The 18,160-nt window shown below is 72.9% G+C and carries 12 protein-coding genes; 5 read left to right on the forward strand and 7 right to left on the reverse strand.

Annotated features, from left to right (window positions below):
* Nucleotides 1–33: 33 nt before the first annotated feature.
* Together ACWGPF_RS11275 and ACWGPF_RS11280 are read right to left on the reverse strand one after the other, a co-directional pair.
* Nucleotides 34–5,295 carry a hypothetical protein gene (locus tag ACWGPF_RS11275; RefSeq protein WP_452332918.1) on the reverse strand — a complete coding sequence of 1,754 codons (5,262 nt, stop codon included), beginning with the start codon at nt 5,293–5,295 and terminating at the stop codon, nt 34–36.
* Nucleotides 5,296–5,776: 481 nt separating this feature from the next.
* Nucleotides 5,777–6,187, reverse strand: a complete 411-nt coding sequence (locus ACWGPF_RS11280) for an ArsR/SmtB family transcription factor (protein ID WP_452332919.1) — start codon at nt 6,185–6,187, stop codon at nt 5,777–5,779.
* A gap of 67 nt (nt 6,188–6,254) precedes the next feature.
* On the opposite strand from ACWGPF_RS11280, the gene ACWGPF_RS11285 reads away from it, so the two are divergent.
* Together ACWGPF_RS11285 and ACWGPF_RS11290 are read left to right on the forward strand one after the other, a co-directional pair.
* A complete protein-coding gene (locus ACWGPF_RS11285) occupies nt 6,255–7,694 on the forward strand; it encodes a TrkH family potassium uptake protein (RefSeq protein WP_452332920.1) in 1,440 nt (479 codons plus the stop codon).
* Entirely contained in the window at nt 7,687–8,358 is a 672-nt protein-coding gene (locus tag ACWGPF_RS11290) for a potassium channel family protein (protein ID WP_345439973.1), read from the forward strand. Before ACWGPF_RS11285 ends, ACWGPF_RS11290 begins: the two co-directional genes overlap by 8 nt.
* A 3-nt stretch (nt 8,359–8,361) precedes the next feature.
* On the opposite strand, the gene proC is transcribed toward ACWGPF_RS11290, so the two are convergent.
* Nucleotides 8,362–9,201, reverse strand: coding sequence for a pyrroline-5-carboxylate reductase (gene proC, locus ACWGPF_RS11295; RefSeq protein ID WP_452332921.1), 840 nt, complete (start codon nt 9,199–9,201; stop codon nt 8,362–8,364).
* Nucleotides 9,202–9,288: 87 nt separating this feature from the next.
* On the opposite strand from proC, the gene ACWGPF_RS11300 reads away from it, so the two are divergent.
* Nucleotides 9,289–10,254, forward strand: a complete 966-nt coding sequence (locus ACWGPF_RS11300; protein WP_345439969.1) for a cation diffusion facilitator family transporter — start codon at nt 9,289–9,291, stop codon at nt 10,252–10,254.
* 28 nt (nt 10,255–10,282) lie between these two features.
* Nucleotides 10,283–11,206 (forward strand): LLM class F420-dependent oxidoreductase, encoded by a 924-nt coding sequence (locus tag ACWGPF_RS11305; RefSeq protein WP_452332922.1) that lies wholly within the window; start codon nt 10,283–10,285, stop codon nt 11,204–11,206.
* A 17-nt stretch (nt 11,207–11,223) separates the two neighbouring features.
* Here ACWGPF_RS11305 and ACWGPF_RS11310 read toward each other — a convergent pair whose 3' ends face one another.
* Complete coding sequence (locus ACWGPF_RS11310; RefSeq protein ID WP_452332952.1) at nt 11,224–11,655, reverse strand: nucleoside deaminase; 432 nt, start codon at nt 11,653–11,655, stop codon at nt 11,224–11,226.
* A 104-nt stretch (nt 11,656–11,759) separates the two neighbouring features.
* Here ACWGPF_RS11310 and upp point away from each other — a divergent pair, with 104 nt between their 5' ends.
* Complete coding sequence (gene upp / locus ACWGPF_RS11315) at nt 11,760–12,392, forward strand: uracil phosphoribosyltransferase (protein ID WP_452332923.1); 633 nt, start codon at nt 11,760–11,762, stop codon at nt 12,390–12,392.
* Nucleotides 12,393–12,410: 18 nt separating this feature from the next.
* Here the strand turns inward: upp and ACWGPF_RS11320 are convergent, their stop codons facing one another.
* From ACWGPF_RS11320 to ACWGPF_RS11330, 3 genes are read right to left on the reverse strand one after another with little or no spacing between them, the layout of a single operon-like run.
* A complete protein-coding gene (locus ACWGPF_RS11320; RefSeq protein ID WP_452332924.1) occupies nt 12,411–15,962 on the reverse strand; it encodes a TM0106 family RecB-like putative nuclease in 3,552 nt (1,183 codons plus the stop codon).
* A 44-nt stretch (nt 15,963–16,006) separates the two neighbouring features.
* Nucleotides 16,007–16,354: a hypothetical protein gene (locus ACWGPF_RS11325; protein WP_452332925.1), complete on the reverse strand. Its 348-nt coding sequence runs from the start codon at nt 16,352–16,354 to the stop codon at nt 16,007–16,009.
* Nucleotides 16,354–18,129: a PspC domain-containing protein gene (locus ACWGPF_RS11330; RefSeq protein WP_452332926.1), complete on the reverse strand. Its 1,776-nt coding sequence runs from the start codon at nt 18,127–18,129 to the stop codon at nt 16,354–16,356. The genes ACWGPF_RS11325 and ACWGPF_RS11330 overlap by 1 nt, the downstream gene beginning before the upstream one ends.
* Nucleotides 18,130–18,160 lie beyond the last annotated feature (31 nt).

An 18,160-nucleotide genomic window follows, 5' to 3' on the forward strand; every position in this document is an offset into this window, starting at 1 on the left:
GTCTCCGGGGCCGCCGCTGTGTGCGTCAGGGCATCAGTCCTTGCGGACCGTCCACTTTCCGCGGGTGGCGCCGAGCAGGATGCCCGCGCCGGCCAGGATCACCAGCAGTGCCAGCGGGATGGCGTCGAACTCGCCGCCCGTCGGAGACAGGCCGCCGTTGCTCGAGCCGTTGCCGTTCGCGCTGCTGGAGCTGTTCGCGTTCGAGCTGCTCGACGCGCTCGCGCCGTCATCGCTCGAGGCGTCCGAATCGCTGTCGCTCGAGGCGCTGGCATCGGCATCGGCCGAGCTGCTCGAGTCCGCCGAAGCGCTCGAGTCAGCCGAGGCGTCAGCCGTGCTGTCCGCCGTCGCGTCGGCCGTGGCGCTCGAGTCGGCCGAGGCGTCAGCCGTGGCATCGGCGGTCGAGTCGGCCGTCGCGTCAGCGTCAGCCGAGGCGTCGGCGTCAGCCGAAGCGTCAACGTCAGCCGAGGCGTCGGCGTCAGCCGAAGCGTCGGCGTCTGCGGTGGCGTCGGCGTCGTCCTGGATCGCGACCGGGGTCGTGATCTCGGCGCCGTCCTCGTCCGTCCCGACGACCTCGTAGTCGCCGGGCTCGGCGTCCTCCGGGATCGGGATGCACGTGCCGGCCGGCAGGTTGCCGTCGGCGTCGGCCGTGACGACCACGGGGTCGCCCACCGGGGTGCCGTCGGCATCCGTCAGCTGCAGGCTGACCTCGCTGCCCGGCTGCCAGCCGCCCGACGTGACCGCGGCGCACGCACCGGGCTCGACGGGCGTCTCGACCTCGAGGGTCGGGGCGTACACGGCCACCGTGGCGACCGCGTCGTTCCCGAACTCGTCGACCGCGGCGAGCGTGAAGTCGCCCGCCTCGCTCTCGGTCGCGACCGCGACGGCGGTGCCCTCCGGCAGGTTGCCCTCGCCGTCGGCCGTGACGACGACGGGCTCGCCCGCGTCCACGCCCTCAGGATCGGTCAGCTGCAGGGTGACATCGCTCTCCGGCACCCAGCCCCCGGACGTGACCACGGTCTGACCGCCGGCGGGAACCGGCGACGTGGCCTCGAGAGTGGGATCGATGGCCGCGATGACCTCGACGGGAGCCGAGACCTCCGCACCGTGCGCGTCCGTCGCGACGACGGCGAGCACGTCGCCCTCGACGGCGTCGGCCGGGATGGCCACCGTCGTGCCGGCGGGGACGGCGCCGTCGGCGTCCGTCGTCACCGTCACGGGATCGCCCGCCGCGACGCCGTCGGCGTCCTCGAGCTGGAGGGTCACCTCGTCGGAGCCCTGCCACCCGCTCGACGTCACCGTGGTCGCACTGCCGGCCGGAACCGGCGACGTGGCCTCGATGGCCGGCGCGTAGACCGCGACGGGCGCGTCGACCGTGTTGCCGTCGCCGTCCGTTCCGACGACCGCGTAGTCGCCCGCAGGAAGATCGGCCGGGATGGCCACCGTCGTGCCGGCGGGGACGTTGCCGTCGCCGTCCGTCGTGACGACCACCGGCTCGCCCACGGGGGTGCCATCGGCGTCCTGGAGCTGCAGGGTGACCTCCGACTCCGGCAGCCAGCCGCCCGACGTGACCTCGGTCTCACCGCCGGCGGGAGCCGGCGATGTCGCTTCGAGCGTCGGGTCCACGGCCGCCACGATCTCGACCGTGTCGGAGACGGCGGCACCGTTGGCGTCGGTCGCGACGACGGCGAACACGTCGCCCTCGGCCGCGTCCTCGGGCGTCGGGACCGTCGTGCCGGCGGGGACGCTTCCGTCTCCGTCCGTCGTGACGACCACGGGCTCGCCCACGGGGGTGCCGTCAGCGTCCTCGAGCTGGAGGGAGACCTCCGACTCGGGCAGCCAGCCGCCCGACGCGACCTCCGTCGCGTCGCCGGCCGTGACCGGAGAGGTGACCTCGATGACGGGAACGTAGACCTCGACGGGAGCGGAGACGGAGTTGCCGTCGCCGTCCGTCGCGACCACCGTGTGCTCGCCCGCGGCGGCATCCGACGGAACGGGGACCGCGGTGCCGGCCGGAACCGCACCCGCGTCATCCGTCGTGACGTCGACCGGCTCGCCCACGGGGTTGCCGTCGGCGTCGGTCAGCTGCAGCGAGAGCGGTGCGAGGGGCGCCCAGCCGCCCGACGTCACCGTGGTCTCACCGCCGGCCGGAACCGGCGAGGTCGCCTCGATGGCGGGGGCGATGACCTCGACAGGAGCCGAGACCCCCGCGCCGTTCGCGTCGGTGCCGACGACCGTGTAGTCGCCAGCGGGTGCGTCGGCCGGGATGGCGACGACCGTGGTGGCCGGAACCGCGCCCGCGTCGTCGGCCGCGACCGTGACGGGCTCGCCGACGGGGTTGCCGTCGCCGTCCGTCAGCTGCAGCGTGACGTCCGAGAGCGGCACCCAGCCGCTCGACGTGACCTCGGTCTCGCCACCCGCGATCTCGGGCGACGTGGCCTCGATGATCGGCGCGTAGACCTCGACAGGCGCCTCGGCGGCGTTGCCGTCGGGGTCGCTCGCCACAAGCGTCAGCGTGCCGGCCGGGGTCTCCGCGGGAATGGGGACCGTCGTCCCGGCGGGGACGTCGCCGTCGCCGTCCGTCGTGACGACCACCGGCTCGCCCACGGGGGTTCCGTCGGCGTCCTCGAGCTGCAGCGTGACCTCGCTCGCGGGGTTCCACTGCGTCGACTCGACCTCGGTGCTGCCTCCGGCAGGAACCGGCGACGACGCCGTGAGCGTCGGGCTGACCGCGCCGATCTCGACGACGACGGGGGCCTCGGCCACCGCGCCGTCGGCGTCGGTGCCGACGACCGTGTAGTCGCCCTCGGGAGCATCAGCCGGGATCGGGACCGTCGTTCCGGCGGGGACGTCGCCGTCGCCGTCCGTCGTGACGACCACCGGCTCGCCCACGGGGGTTCCGTCGGCGTCCTCGAGCTGCAGCGTCACCTCGCTGGCGGGCTGCCAGCCGGCGGACGTGATCTGCGTGGCGTCGCCCGGCGCGACGGGGCTCGTCGCCTCGAGCGTCGGCGCGTACACCTCGACGGACGCCTCGGCGGTGTTGCCGTCGGGGTCGCTCGCGACGAGCGTCAGCGTGCCGGCGGGCGTGCCGGCCGGGATCGGGACGACGGTGCCGTCCGGGACGGCTCCCAGGTCGTCCGTCGTGGCCGTCACGGGCTCGCCCACGGGGGTGCCGTCGGCGTCCTCGAGCTGCAGCGTCACCTCGGACGCCGGAACCCAGCCGCCCGACGTGACGTCGGCGTCCGTGCCCGCGGGGACGGGCGACTCGACGCCGAGTGTCGGGGTCAGCGGAGCGTCGGCCTCGACGGTGAGCGTGTCGGTGATCTCGGCGCCGTTCTCGTCGGTCGCCACCACCGGGTAGTCGCCGTCAGGGGTGCCTTCGGGGACCAGCACGCACGTGTCGACGGGCAGGTTGCCGTCGCCGTCCGCGACCGCCGTCACCGCAGCGCCGACGGGGTTGCCGTCTGCGTCGGTGAGCTGGATCGTGACCGTGCTGCCGGGGACCCAGCCGCCCGACGTCACGGGCGTGCACACGCCCGGCGCCGCGGGCGACGTGACCTCGAGAGTCGGCGCGTAGACCGTGACGGGCGCGTCGATCGCGTTGCCGTCGGGGTCGGAGCCGTTGACCGTGTAGTCACCTGGCGGCGTGTCCGCCGGGATCGTGAGGCACGTGTCGACCGGGATGACCCCGTTCGCGTCGGCCGTGACCGTCACGGGCGTGCCGAGCGGGTTGCCGTCGGCGTCGCGCAGCTCGAACGTGACCTCGCTGTTCGGCGCCCATCCGTCGGAGGTGATCGCGGCGCACGAGCCGGCGGGTGCCGGCGAGGCCACCTCGAGCGTCGGCGCGACCGCGAGGGCGCAGGCGTCGATGCGGACGCCGGCGTTGCCGATGCTGAGACGCGCGAGATCGCCGCCCACGAGCCCCAGGCTCAGGGCCGAGACCTCGAGGCCGGTCGTGAGGTCGCCCGCTGCCGACGTGCAGGTCGTCGTCTCCTGATGGTTGATCTGGAGGGAGAGGAACTGCGCGAGGATGTCGAGGAACGGATCCACGGCTGCGCGGACCGGCACCGTGATGAGATCGGTCTTGATGGTCGTGAACAGCGAGTAGAGCACGCCGTCCGGGTCGGTGAGGATCGGGCTCAGCGCCGCGGATGCGAGCTGGGCGGCGGAGACGATCGGCGCGAAGACGAGGCATGCGCTGCCCGTGCACGGCTGCACGATCTCGCCCGCGAGGTTGATCGAGAACGCCGCGTCCCCGACGATCGGCACCGCGCCGCTGAAGTTCAGCTGCACCGACTCGAGCGAGGTCGCGACGGTCTCGAGCGTCACCTCGAGCACCTTCTCGATGACGTCGTGCACGCTGCTCGCGATGAAGGGGTAGGTCGTCGAGTCGATGAGCTCCGTGTTGGGGTCCTGGTTGTTCAGTCCCACGGGGCGGTCGGGGATCACGCCGTCGTCGTTGCCGCCGAAGCGGCCGAGGTCGATCGTGATGGTGCCGTCGCCGAGGTTGAGCGAGACGAGGCCGTCGTCGGTCGTGATCGGCGCGAGCAGGAGCGCGTCGAGCACGTCCTGCTGCAGCGTCGTCGCGATGTCGACGTCGAGGCTCGCACCCGGCACGAGCTCGATGAGGCTCGTGAGGTCGAGGGCTCCGTTGATCGTGTCGACGAGCGTCTGCTCGACGTTCGCGGTCGCATCGCTGAGGCCGTCCGCCGCCTGATCGATGACGGGCGAGTGGAGAGTGAGGTCGGCGCCTGCGAGACGGTACTGGCCGAGGCCTCCCACCCCGTCGGGGTCGAGGAACTCGCCCGCGACGGCCTCCACCCACGCGCCGCCGAGGCCGACGTTGAGGTCGGCCCGGTCGATGAGGGTGTCGGTGATGCCCGAGACGCCGGCCTCCTGCAGGATCGCGAGGAGGTTGATGCTGGCCATGCCGAAGTTCGCGTCGTCGCCGTCGAGGGTGACCCCGCCGTCGCCGCCCGCGATGCCCGAGATGGCCTCGCCGTTCTGCCCGTCGGTCGCCGTGGACTCGCTGAGGAGCACGCCGGCCTGGCCGAAGTCGAGGAACTGGTCGATCGGCAGCGAGATGCCGCCGAAGTCGATGAGCTGGCTCCCGAAGAGCTCCGCCTGGAGCGTCTCCTGGTTCGGTCCCGGGTCCGACACCGAGCCGGCGTGCGAGTGCGCGCCGCCCGCGATGTCGGTACCGCCGATCGTCGAGTCGAGGACGCTCGCCTCGGCCTCCGTCGGCTCATCGGGGTAGGTGTCGAGACCGGCGGCCAGCGCCGGATTCGTCGTCGACACGATCATCGCCGCGGCGACCGCCGCCGCTGTTCCCGTGAGGAGAACGGGCAGACGCCCGATCCTCCTCGTTCGTGCGCCGCCGCGTGGTCGCGGAACGGATGGTTGCTGTCGCATCTACCTCGCCCTTCTCAGAACGTGGCTCCCCCAGATGCCGGCATTCGCCGACGAGCACCGCCGCCAGTATTACGGGATCTCGACCCAGCTGTCCACAGGAACTTCCGATATATCTCCCAGGTTCCTGCGGGCGAGGAAACCCCCGCTCACGGTCGGGTTCCGACTATCCGGGGAGCCATGGGGACGACGCGGAGCGCACGCGTCCGACGGTCTTCCGGCCCACGAAAACGACTGGTATGGATGCGCGCGCGAGAGCGTCGTCCTCGCGCTCCGATGACGATATGCACGGCGTGCACGCAGACATGCTCCCGAGGGCATGCCAAAAGGGCTCCGCGCGTGCCGATGCCGGCATACGCACGTCAGCCGGTCAGGCTCCCAGCCGCCTCAGCGCCGACTGGACGACGTTCTTCGCGGAGGCGGCGGCTCGGCCCACCGTCTCGGCGACGCGCGCGGCGGGCTCGGGCAGTGCGACGGAGGCCGCCGCCTCCGCCGCGAGCTCGGCCTCGTCGACGAAGAACGGCACGAGCCAGTCGTCGACCGCCTCGAGCGGTTCGGGGGACAGGCTGTAGTAGCGGTGCTGGCCTTCTTCGCGCACGGACACGAGGCCCGCCTCCCGCAGCACCTTGAGGTGCTTGGACACGGTCGGCTGGCTGACGCCGAGCTCGGCGACGATCTCGGAGACGCTCGTCCCGTCGTATCCCTCCGACGATCGACGGAGCAGAAGCCGAAGGATGTCGCGCCTCGTGCCGTCCGCGATCACGTCGAAGATGTCCGCCATGCCGATAGGTTAGCCGCGCCCGCCGCCGAGTACCATGATGGGCGACCTGGGCGCGAGAGGGGACGGCATGGCGACGAGCCCGTCTGCGGCGTTCGCCGATGCGCTGCGCCGGCTCCCGCGGCGGTCCGGACAGCTCTTCCGGGACTTCACGACGTCCTCGCCCGCCCGGTTCGCGGTCCTCGTCTTCCTCTCGCTCATCCTCCTCTTCACGGCCCTGCTCTCGCTGCCCATCGCGAGCGAGAGCCGCACCCACACCCCGCTCGCCGACGCGCTCTTCACGGCCGTCTCCACGATCTGCGTGACGGGCCTCGCGACGGTCGACATGGCCACGCACTGGTCGGCGTTCGGACACGTCGTCATCTTCGTCGGCGTCAACATCGGCGCCCTCGGCGCGCTCACGCTCGCGAGCGTGCTGGGCCTCGTCATCTCGAAGCGGCTCGGCCTGCGCGCGAAGCTCATCGCCGCGGGCGACACGAACCCCCTCCGCTCGCACGGCGGCGTCGTCAACGAGGGCCAGGCCGTCCGCCTGGGCGAGATCGGCCAGCTCCTGCGCGTCGTGGCGCTCTCGACGCTCGTCATCGAGGGGGTCGTGTCGATCCTCCTCTACGTGCCCATCCTCTGGGCCGGGTACAGCTGGCTCGATGCGCTGTGGATCGCGCCGTACTACGCGGCCATGTCGTTCACCAACACCGGCTTCACGCCGACGGTGGGCGGGCTCGAGTCGTTCCACACCGACTACTTCTTCCTCGCCGTGCTGATGGCGTCCGTCTTCCTCGGCAGCATCGGCTTCCCCGTCATCTACGCCCTGTCGAAGCAGCTCTCGAAGCCCAAGAAGTGGCCGCTGCACACCAAACTGACGCTCATCACGACCGTCATCCTCTTCGTCGCGGGCGGCCTGGTCTTCCTCGTCCTGGAGTACGGCAACCCCGGAACGTGGGGCGAGAGCGACGCATGGGACACGATCTTCCAGGCGTTCTTCCTCTCCGCCATGACCCGTTCGGGCGGCTTCTCGGTCATCGATCCGGGCGAGCTCTACGATTCGTCGATGCTGGCGGCGTCCATGCTCATGTTCGTCGGCGGCGGCTCCGCGTCGACGGCGGGCGGCATCAAGGTCACGACGCTCGCCGTGCTCGCCCTCTCGGTGTGGTCGGAGGCGCGCGGCCGCCGCAGCGTCGAGGTCTTCGGCCGCCGCATCCCGAGCGACGTGCAGCGCGTCGCCGTCGCCGTGCTCGCGTGGGGCGCGACGATCGTCGCGCTGTCGACGATCGTCATCGCGCAGATCACGAAGGCGCCGCTCGCCGAGGTGCTGTTCGACGTCATCTCGGCGTTCGCGACGGTGGGGCTCTCGACGGGGCTGACGGCGGAGCTCCCCGACGCCGCGGTGTACGTGCTCGCCGTGACGATCTTCATGGGGCGCGTTGGTACAGTGACCCTCGCCGCGGCCGTGGCCGCGACCTCGAAATCGCAGCAGTACGCGCTGCCCGTCGAAAGGCCGATCGTTGGTTGAGCAGATCCGCAGCGACGCCCCCGTCCTCGTCATCGGGCTGGGCCGCTTCGGCGCCGCATGCGCGGGAGAGCTCGACCGTCTCGACCGCGACGTGCTCGCCATCGACGACAACCTCGAGCTCGTGCAGAAATGGTCGGAGCGCGTCACCCACGCCGTGCAGGCCGACGCCCGCAGCCTCGAGGCGCTGCAGCAGATCGGCGCCGCCGACTTCCAGGTCGCCGTCGTCGCCGTGGGGTCGTCGATCGAGGCCTCCGTGCTCATCACGGCCAACCTCGTCGACCTCAAGGTGCCGCAGATCTGGGCGAAGGCGGTCTCGCAGTCGCACGGCAAGATCCTCGCCCGCGTGGGCGCGAACCACGTCATCTACCCCGAGCGCGAGGCCGGCGAGCGCGTCGCGCACCTCGTCAGCGGCCGGATGCTCGACTTCATCCGCTTCGACGACGACTTCGTGCTCGCGAAGATGTACCCGCCGAAGTTCATCCGCGGCATCGGGCTCAACGAGTCGGGCGTGCGCACGAAGTACAGCGTGACCGTCGTGGGCGTGAAGAGCCCCGGGAAGCCGTTCCGCTACGCCGAGGCGAACACCGTGGTCACGAACCACGACCTCATCATCGTGTCGGGGACGAACGAGGACATCGAGCGCTTCGCGTCGCTCGACCGCTGACGCTCATGCGCCCTGGGCGAGCTCCTTCGCCCGGGCGATCGCGGCGTCTGCCGCCTCGCGGAAGACGCCGTCGAGAGCCGCCCCCTGCAGCACGGCGATGGCCCGCTCCGTCGTCCCCTTGGGGCTCGTGACGCGTCGGCGCAGCTCGGCGGGGTCCTCGCCCGTCGCGTCGAGGAGAGCGGACGCGCCGATGAAGGTGCCTTCCGTCATGGCGCGCGCATCCGCCTCGGAGAAGCCGTGCTCCACGGCGACGCGCGTGAACAGCTCGACGAGCAGGTAGACGTACGCGGGTCCGGAGCCGGAGATCGCCGAGAGCGCATCGATCCGGTCCTCCGGCACCTCGATGACGATGCCGACCGTCTCGAAGAGGCGCCGCACGAGCGCGACGTCGTCGTCGGAGGTCGCAGCGCCGCGCACGAGCCCCGTCACGCCCTTGCCGACGAGGGCCGGGGTGTTGGGCATCGAGCGGAGCACCGACACGTCGTCTCCGAGGATGGTCCGGAAGGTCTCGAGCGTCACACCGGCCGCGAGGCTCACGACGATCGCGTCGTCCCGCAGGGCGGGGGCGATCTCGCGCAGCAGGTCGGGGACCATGGCGGGCTTCACGCCGATGAAGACCACGCGGGCTCCCGAGGCCGCGCGCGCGTTGCCGCCCGGCTCCTCCTCGAGCGCGATGCTCGTGACGCCGTCGAGGTCGGAGAGCCCGGCGGCCTTCGCCGCGGAGCGGTTGGTCGCGAACAGGGCGGCGTCGCCGGACAGTCCGCTCGCGACGAGACCGCGCAGGATCGCGCCGCCCATGGAGCCGGCACCGAGGAACGCGACGGAGGGGAGGGTCTCAGGCATACGACGATCCTATGGACCCGCGCTGAGGCGCCGCTGGGCGCCGACCGGTCCCCTGACGACGGCGGGCGCGCCGCCTAGACTTCGAGCATGAGCGCACACGGCGGCGGCAAGGCCATCCTCGCGGCCTTCGCCGCGAACATGGGGATCGCGATCGCGAAGTTCATCGGATGGGCCCTGTCGGGCTCCGCGTCGATGCTCGCCGAGGCGATCCATTCCGTCGCCGACTCCGGCAACCAGCTCCTCCTCATGCTCGGAGGCCGCAAGGCGCGCCGCTCCGCCGACCGGGAGCACCCGTTCGGGTACGGGCGCGAACGCTACGTGTACGCCTTCGTCGTCGCGATCATCCTCTTCTCCGTCGGCGGCGTCTTCTCCGTCTACGAGGGCATCGACAAGCTGACCCATCCGCACGAGCTCGAGAACGTCTGGCTCCCCGTCGTGATCCTCCTCATCGCGATCGGCCTCGAGAGCTTCTCGCTACGGACGGCGATGGCCGAGAGCAATCAGATCCGGGAACGCGGGCAGTCGTGGGCCTCGTTCGTCCGGCGTGCGAAGGCGCCGGAGCTCCCCGTCGTCCTGCTCGAGGACGTCGCCGCGCTCACCGGTCTCGTGCTGGCGCTCCTCGGCGTCGGCCTCACGGCGATCACAGGCGACGCCGTCTTCGACGCGATCGGCACGCTCTGCATCGGCGCCCTCCTCATCCTCGTCGCGATCGTGCTCGGCATCGAGACGAAGAGCCTCCTCGTCGGCGAGGGCGCCACGGAGGCAGACTTCGACCGCATCGTCGCCGCGATCGAGGGCGGGCCGGAGGTCGAGAAGCTCATCCACGTGAAGACGCTGTACGTGGGGCCGGAGGAGCTGCTCGTCGCCGGGAAGATCGGCCTGCCGGAGGACATCTCGGTCGCCGACGCGGCGCGCGACATCGACGCGGTCGAGGCGCGCATCCGCGAGGCCGTCCCTGCGGCGCGCATCATCTTCCTCGAGCCGGACGTGTACCGCTCGCCCACCGAGCAGGCGCCCCCGACCGAGACGTTCATCCTGAAGTCGTCGGACTGACGGGCGCTGCCGCTGACAGACTGGCGGCATGGAGTTCTGCGTCTTCACCGAGCCCCAGATGGGGGCCAGCTACGACACCCAGCTCGCGTTCGCCAGGGAGGCGGAGAGGAGCGGCTTCGACGGGTACTTCCGGTCGGACCACTACCTCACCCTCGACGGCGACGGCCTCCCCGGCCCCACCGACGCGTGGACGACGCTCGCCGGCCTCGCCCGCGAGACGTCGGCCATCCGCCTCGGCACGCTCGTGTCGTCGGTGACGTACCGCTGGCCGGGCATCCTCGCGATCCAGGTGGCCCAGGTCGACGCCATGTCGGGCGGGCGCGTCGAGCTGGGGCTCGGCACGGGATGGTTCCCGGCCGAGCACGAGGCGTACGCCATCCCGTTCCCTGCGAAGCGGTTCGACCTCCTCGAGGAGCAGCTGGAGATCGTGCAGGGGCTGTGGGCGACGCCCGTGGGCGAGCGCTACTCGTTCGAGGGGGAGCACTACCGCCTCGTCGACGCGCCGGCGCTGCCCAAGCCCGTGCAGGATCGCGTGCCCGTCATCGTCGGAGGGGGCGGGGCGAAGCGCACCCCCGAGCTCGCGGCGCGCTTCGCGACCGAGTTCAACGCCGTCTTCGCGTCTGAGGAGGAGATCGGCGCGCGGTTCGCCCGCGTCCGCGAGGCGTGCGAGCGGGAGGGCCGCGACCCCGCGACGCTCAAGCTGAGCGCCGGCCTCACGACGGTCGCGGGGGCGACGGAGCCCGATCTCGCACGCCGCGCGGAGGCGATCGGCACCGACGCGGAGACGTTCGCGGCCGGCACGGGCTTCTTCGGCGACGCGCCCAGGATCGCCGAGAAGATCGAGCGGCTGAAGGCGCTCGGGGCGACGCGCATCTACTTCCAGCTGCTCGATCTCTCCGACCTCGACCACATCGCGTACCTCGGAGCGGAGGTCCTGCCGCTCGTCCGCTGAGCTCGGCGGCGCGACGTTCAGCGGCGCGCGTCGAAGAAGCGCCGCAGCCGGTCGGCCGACTCGGCCTCGCGGACGCCGGCGACGACCTCGGCGCGGTACGGCAGGCGCCGGTCGCGCACGACGTCGTAGAGCGAACCGGCCGCCCCCGCCTTGTCGTCCCATGCGCCGAAGACGAGGCGCCCGATCCGGGCCTGCAGCAGGGCGCCGGCGCACATGAGGCACGGCTCGAGCGTCACCACGAGTGTGCAGCCCTCCAGGTTCCACGAGCCCGTCGCGGCTCCCGCCTCGCGCAGCGCGACGACCTCGGCGTGCGCGGAGGGATCGTGCGTGTGCTCGCGCAGGTTGCGGCCCTCGCCGAGCACCGTGCCGTCGGGGCCGAGCACGACGGCGCCGACGGGGATGTCGCCGTCTGCCGCGGCGAGGTCGGCGAGCGCGAGCGCGCGCCCCATCGCGGCGCGGTCGGCGGGGGACGCGTTCACGCCTCCGAGCCTACGACGCGCGCTCTCACGCAGCGGCGGGTGTCCGTGCAGGTGCGCCCCGGTAGCCTGGTGGCATGCGCCTGCACGTCGCCGACCATCCGCTCATCACGCACAAGCTCACGGTGCTGCGCGACGAGGCGACGTCGTCGCCGGTCTTCCGCCAGCTGACGGAGGAGCTCATGACGCTCCTCGCCTACGAGGCCACGCGCAATGTGCGCGTGGAGCCCGTGACCATCCGCACGCCCGTCGTCGAGACGACGGGCGTCAAGATCGCCGAGCCGCGGCCGCTCGTCGTGCCGATCCTGCGCGCCGGCCTCGGCATGCTCGAGGGGATGACGAAGCTCATCCCGACCGCGGAGGTCGGCTTCCTCGGCATCGTCCGCAACGAGCAGACGCTGCAGCCCTCGACGTACGCCGAGCGCCTGCCCGACGATCTCAGCGGACGGCAGTGCTTCGTGCTCGACCCCATGCTCGCGACCGGCGGGTCGCTCGCCGCCGCCATCAAGTACCTCTTCGACCGCGGTGCGACCGAGGTGACCGCGGTCTGCCTGCTCGGCACGCCGGAGGGCCTGCACGCGATCGAGTCGCTCGTCGGCGACCGCGATGTGACGCTCGTGCTCGGCGCGCTCGACCGGGGCCTCAACGAGCACGGCTACATCGTGCCCGGTCTCGGCGACGCGGGCGATCGCCTCTACGGCACCGTCTGACGAGGTGCCGGGTGCTTCTCACCCGACCTCGTCGTCCGTCTCGACCAGTCGGATGAACGCGCTCAGGCGCGCGACGCCCTCCGCCGTGTAGGGCAGGTCGTCGAGCAGCGCGGGCGAGTGGACGAGGTACGCCGCCACCATGGCGCGCGAGATCGCGACGTTGAGGCGGTTCTGCAGGAGCAGGAACTCGGTGCCGCGCGGGGCGTCCTTCCCGGAGGACGCCGCGAGGGTCGTGATCGACACGGCGGCCTCCTGGCCCTGGAACCGGTCGACTGTGCCGACACGCACCCGCGCGAGGCCCGCCGTCCTCAGGGTGTGCTCGACGAGCCGCTGCTGGGCGTTGTAGGGGGCGACGACGATGACGTCGTCCTCGCCGAGCGGGCGCGCCGGGCACGGGTGCGCGGTCTGCGCGTCGTCGATCCGGATGTCGGTGAACGAGCGCCCGAGGACGTCCTGCACGATGCGGAGGACCGCGTCCGCCTCGTCCTGCGAGTCCGTCGCGTCGCCGCGATGACGGACGGGCACCGGATGGAGCCCGGGCTCGACGCCCTCGACCGCGCGCAGCTCGGCCCCCCGGCGCGACGCGAGCCGGCCGGCGTACGACAGCCGCGAGACGGCGCCGGCGACGGCGGGGTGCATCCGCCACGTGCGCCCGAGGAAGAACCCGTGCGACGCGGGGATGACCTGCGCCCCGTCCATGACCCATCCGAGCGCCGACGTGTCGACGGGCGCCGGGTGCACCCCCTGGCTCACCTGCGGGAGCTGCTGCGGATCCCCGAGGAGCAGGAGGTTGCGCGCCGCCGTCGACACGGCGATCGTCGACGCGAGCGAGAACTGGCCGGCCTCGTCGACGACGAGGAGATCGAGCGAGCCGCGCGGGATGCGCCCGGTGTGGGTGAAGTCCCATGCGGTGCCGCCGACGACGTAGCCGGCCGCACGCTCGGACGCGAACCGTGCGACGCCGTTCTTGGGGATCAGCGTGAAGGCGGGGTCGACCGGCTCGGCGCCCGTCTTCGGCGCCTTCGCGACGAGCGCCCCCGGGACGCCCGCCGCGACGACGCGGTCGAGCATGTGCTCGACGACGGCGTGCGACTGCGCGACGACGCCGACGCGGTATCCGTGCTCGGCGACGAGCCGCGCGATGACGTGCGATCCGACGTATGTCTTGCCCGTGCCGGGAGGTCCCTGCACGGCGAGGAACGAGCGGTCGAGACCGAGCACGGTCCGCACGATCGCGTCGACGTCGTCGCCCTCCGATGCGGCGATCCCGGCACCGCGCGGCGGGCGGCGCCGCAGGATGTCGGTGGCCGCGTCGTCAGGGAAGCCGTCGCCCGCGCGGACCAGGGTCTCCGCCCAGGCGTCGATGGCGGTCTGCTGGTTGCCGGCCCGGGGAGGGGGCGCAGGGGCGAGCGCGACGGGCAGCTCCTGCCAGGTCTCGCCGTCGGCGGCGCGCTCCTCCACGACGACGCCGTCGCCCAGGACCTCGACGACGCGCGCCTGGCGCGGGACGTGCACCCAGCGAGGGGACGCCTGGTTCGGGAACGGCGCGGGGCGCGGGTAGAGCAGGTACGGCTCCGCGCCTTCTCCGACACGGGAGCCGGGGGCGAGATCGCCGCGGAGCGCCACGATCCGGCGCACCGAGCGCGCTCCCTCCGGTCTGGCCCAGTCCTCCACGATCTCGCACCGCGAGGCGTCGACCGCGAGCACGTCGCGGGTGTCGAGCCACAGCCCGAGGGGCTCGCGCAGCCGCTGGAAGTGGCCGTGCCAGAAGCTCTTCGCCTCGCGCGGGTAGTAGTCGATCGCGGCGGCCGCGAGGCGCACGGCGTCCTCGTCGGCCGACGGCGTCGACGCCGGATCCGCCGCGACACGCGCGTCGCGCAGGGCCGCGGCGCGATGGTCGAGCGCGAGCGCGAGGGGCGACGGCGCGTAGGAGAGCTCGTCGGGCACGTCGGGAGGGGCGGGCAGGGCGCCGTTCTCCCGCGCCCTCTCGACGAGCCAGTCGCGCAGGCGCCGCGTCGACACGCAGTCGTACCGGTTGTAGTCCGCGAGGTCGTCGAGGATCGCCTGCGCGGCAGAGTCGTCCCCCGCGTCCTTCAGCGTTCGCGCCTCGACGTAGCGGACGATGGAGTCGTCGCCCTTCTGCACGTCCTGCGTGCGCACCTCGTCGCCCATGTAGAGGGGCTCGAGCTTCTTGATCGAGTAGGACCGCGACCCCACGCGCAGCGCCCGGCGCACGATGGGGTAGAGGTCGACGAAGAGCTCGTCGCGCAGCATGCGGTCGACGTCGGCCTCGCGCACGCCGTGGCGCGCCGCCATGGCCGACAGGTGGGTCGGCTCGTAGGGCGCGTAGTGGTAGATGTGCATGTCGGGGTGCGCCGCGCGCCGTGCCGCGACGAAATCGCAGAAGCGCTCGAGGGCCGCCTTCTCCTCGGCGAGCGTGTGCGCCCACAGCGCGGAGTACTGCTCCTGCTGGTCGACCCAGCCGAACAGGTAGTCGATGCCCCATGACGTCGCCGTCGCGGTCTGCTCGGCGTGGAGCGGGTCGCCCTCGAAGTCGAAGAACACGTCGCCCCGGCTCGGCCGCGGCATGGCGCCGAGGGCGTGGGGCTGCACGACCTCGTAGGCGGGGACGGGGTGCGCGTCGTCCTGGGCATCGCCCGGCACGCCGGCGGGGCTCGCGAGCTGCAGGCGGGCCTGCGTGCGGAGGGAGTCGAAGACCTCCGCGGCCATCCGCGCCGGGCCGGTCGCGGCGTCCGCGAGCTCGTCGATCGTGCGGATGCCCGCATCGCGCAGCCGCGAGCGCTGGGACGGCCGCATGCCGGCGACGAGGAGGAGATCGCGATGCGCCACGACCTCGAGGTCGCACGTGGCGCAGCGGCCGCACGCGACGACCTGCAGCTCGCCCCGTTCGTCTCCCCACGCGATCGCCTCGGCCGCGGCACCGAGCTCGAGCGCCCGATCGGCGATGAGAGCGCGCAGGCGGGCCCGTCGGACGTGGAAGAGGGGCAGGACGTCGGAGACGGCGTGCGTGGAGGTGGTGCCGTCGCCGAGCAGGAGGTCGACCTCGTCGGAGACGGGAACGCCGAGCCGCTGCAGCTGATCGACGTAGGCCGCGAGCTGCATGAGCGCCGTGACACGCGCCGTGCGGGCGAGCTTGCTGTCCTGCACGCGCCAGCGGCCATCCGGCTCGCGCATGAGGAAGTCGGCGAACCCGACGAACTCGTCGGTCGCGAACGCGGCCTGGAAGAGGACGTCGACCCGGGGGTCGGCGAGCGCGGCGCCGGTGCGCGCGACCGCCGCGGCGAGCGCCTCGGCATCGGCGGAGGAGGCGCGCTCGATCTCGACGACGCGGTCTCCGTGCTCGTGCCGGTACCGCTGCAGCACGCGCTCCTCGTGCCGGTCGCCGAGGCGGGCGGCGCGCTCGAGCATGGCGTCCTCCGGCTCGTCGACGGCGGCCGTGCGTCCGGCCTTCGCGTCGATGGCGCGCAGCCACGCGAACTCGCACTCGGCGGCCGCCTTGAGGTCGCTCGCGCTCCACACGAGCCGCTGCTCCGCCGGGATGTATCTCACCCTCCGACGCTATCCCGGACGGCGGACATCGCGGGCCGGCCCCGTCACCGCCGGGCCGCCATCCTCCTCTGCACGCCGCGGGCGATGCCGGCGAGCCCGGCGACGAGCACGGCGGCTCCCAGCGCGAGCACCACCGCGAGCGACACCGACAGCGGATCCGCGGTGAGCGTCCACTCGACGACGCCGTCCTGCAGCGTCGTGAAGCGCGACGGATCGACCGTCTGCCCCAGGCCCAACGCGGCAGCGATCGCGAGCGCGACGCCCCACACGATCGCCGCCCACCGCGTGCGCGGCTGCTCGGCTCCCGCGGCGACGGCCGGCGCCGACCCCGGCTCTGGCGCGGCGGCGACCGCGGTCTCGTCACCCGCTGCCGGGTGCGGCGTGCTGCTCATCACTGCGTCTCCTCTGTCGTTGCAGTCGGCTCTGTCGTTGCAGTCGGCTCTGTCGTCTCCGGCGTTGCGGTCGGCTCCGGCGTCGCGGTCGGCTCCGGCTCGCTCTCCTGCTCGGCGGGTTCGATCACCCAGATCGTGATCTGGCCGCCCTCGGTCTGCGTGATGTCGACCGTGCGCCGCGCCGTCGTGCCGTCGACGCCGTCCTGGTGCCAGGCGGAGACGCCGTCGTCGGCCGACAGCATCTCCTCGTCCACGATCTGCCCCGTGGTCTCGTCCTGATGCAGCACGCTGATGTACGTCGACGGATCGGCGTCGATCCGGATGTCCGCATCGACGTCGGCGGGGACCGTCACCTGGGTGAAGCCGCCCCGCCTCTCGACGACCGCGGTGCCCTCGCCGCCTCCCTCGGAGGTCAGCCCGAGGTCGACGGTGCCGAACGCCTGGGCGATCTCGTGGTCGCCGTCGCCGATCGCCACGCTCTGCCAGCTGTTCATGCCGAAGACGCTGTTCGCGCCGAGCGCGGTCGACGCCCCCGCCACCAGCGCCACGACCGCGGCGAACGCGAGCACCCCGCTGCGGCGCCGCAGGATGCCCGCCACGACCATCCCGAGCGCCGCGACGAGCGCGCCGGCGAAGAGCGCCCCCGAGACCGCTCCGAGGATGCGCGCCTCGTCGCCCGGCCACGCCTCGTTCTTCATGACGACGAGCGCCGTGGCCGCGCCGACGACGAGTGCGAGGCCCACGACCGACGCACCGTATGCGAGCGGGATGCGGGGGCGCGCGGCCCGACGCGCCGCACGGATGCGTGCCGCCTCCTGGGCGAACGCGTGAGCGGTCGCCTGGCGCTGCGCGCGGTCGACGTCGCGGGCGATGCGCTCCGCGTCGGCCTGCTGCGCGCGCCACGCGTCGTGCTGCGCCCGCCACTCGTCGTGCTGGCGACGCCATCCGTCGAAGTCGCCGTCGAGCGGCGGCTGCACGGGAGGAGCCGCCGGCGGCGGGGACGGGAGCACCGGCGCGGATGGCGCGGCAGGCGGCACGGGCGCCGCGCCGCCGAGGATGCGACGCCCCGCCCACACGGCGAACGCCACGGCGGCGACGCAGAACGCCGCGGCGGCGAGCGCCCCGACGGGGGAGCCGTACCCGAAGACGAAGGGGGCGACGACGCCGAAGCCGAGCCCCAGCACGGGGATCGCCACGGCGACGCAGAGGACGACGACGAGCACCACGCGACCCGGTGCCGGCGGGCGCGGCCCTGCGGCGGGCTCCCGGCGGACGAGCCACAGCGCGAAGGCGACGACGGCGCCGAGCACGGCGATCCACAGCGATGCCTCGATCGCGGTCCACACGATGCGTCCGGGGTAGGCGAGCTGGAGCAGGTCCTCCATGAGGGTCGCGCTCGCCCAGCTCGCGACGGCGCCGAAGGCGACCATGATCGCGACGCCCACGAGCGCGGGCCCCGACCCGGTGCGCAGGCGGATGGCGATCTCGCCCCGTTCGTCGGGGAGGAGCGCCCATCCCAGGGCGTACAGCCACAGGGCGGGGAACCCGAGCACCGCGGCGACGACGAAGATCCCCCGCACGATGACGGGGTCCGCTCCCGTACGCCGGGCGACCGCCGCGCACACGCCGCCGATCCAGCCGTCGGCCCTGACGAGTCCGAGGGATCGGACCCAGTCGAAGAAGCCGCGCCCGACGCGTGGCGCGTCGCCCCTCGGCGCGGCGCCGTCCCCCGGGGCCGCGGACGGCGGGGCGGTCGTCGGTTCACTCTCGGTCATGTCTCGATCCTCGCCCGCCGCCGGCGCCGCC

This window comes from Microbacterium sp. NPDC055683, from assembly GCF_053617895.1.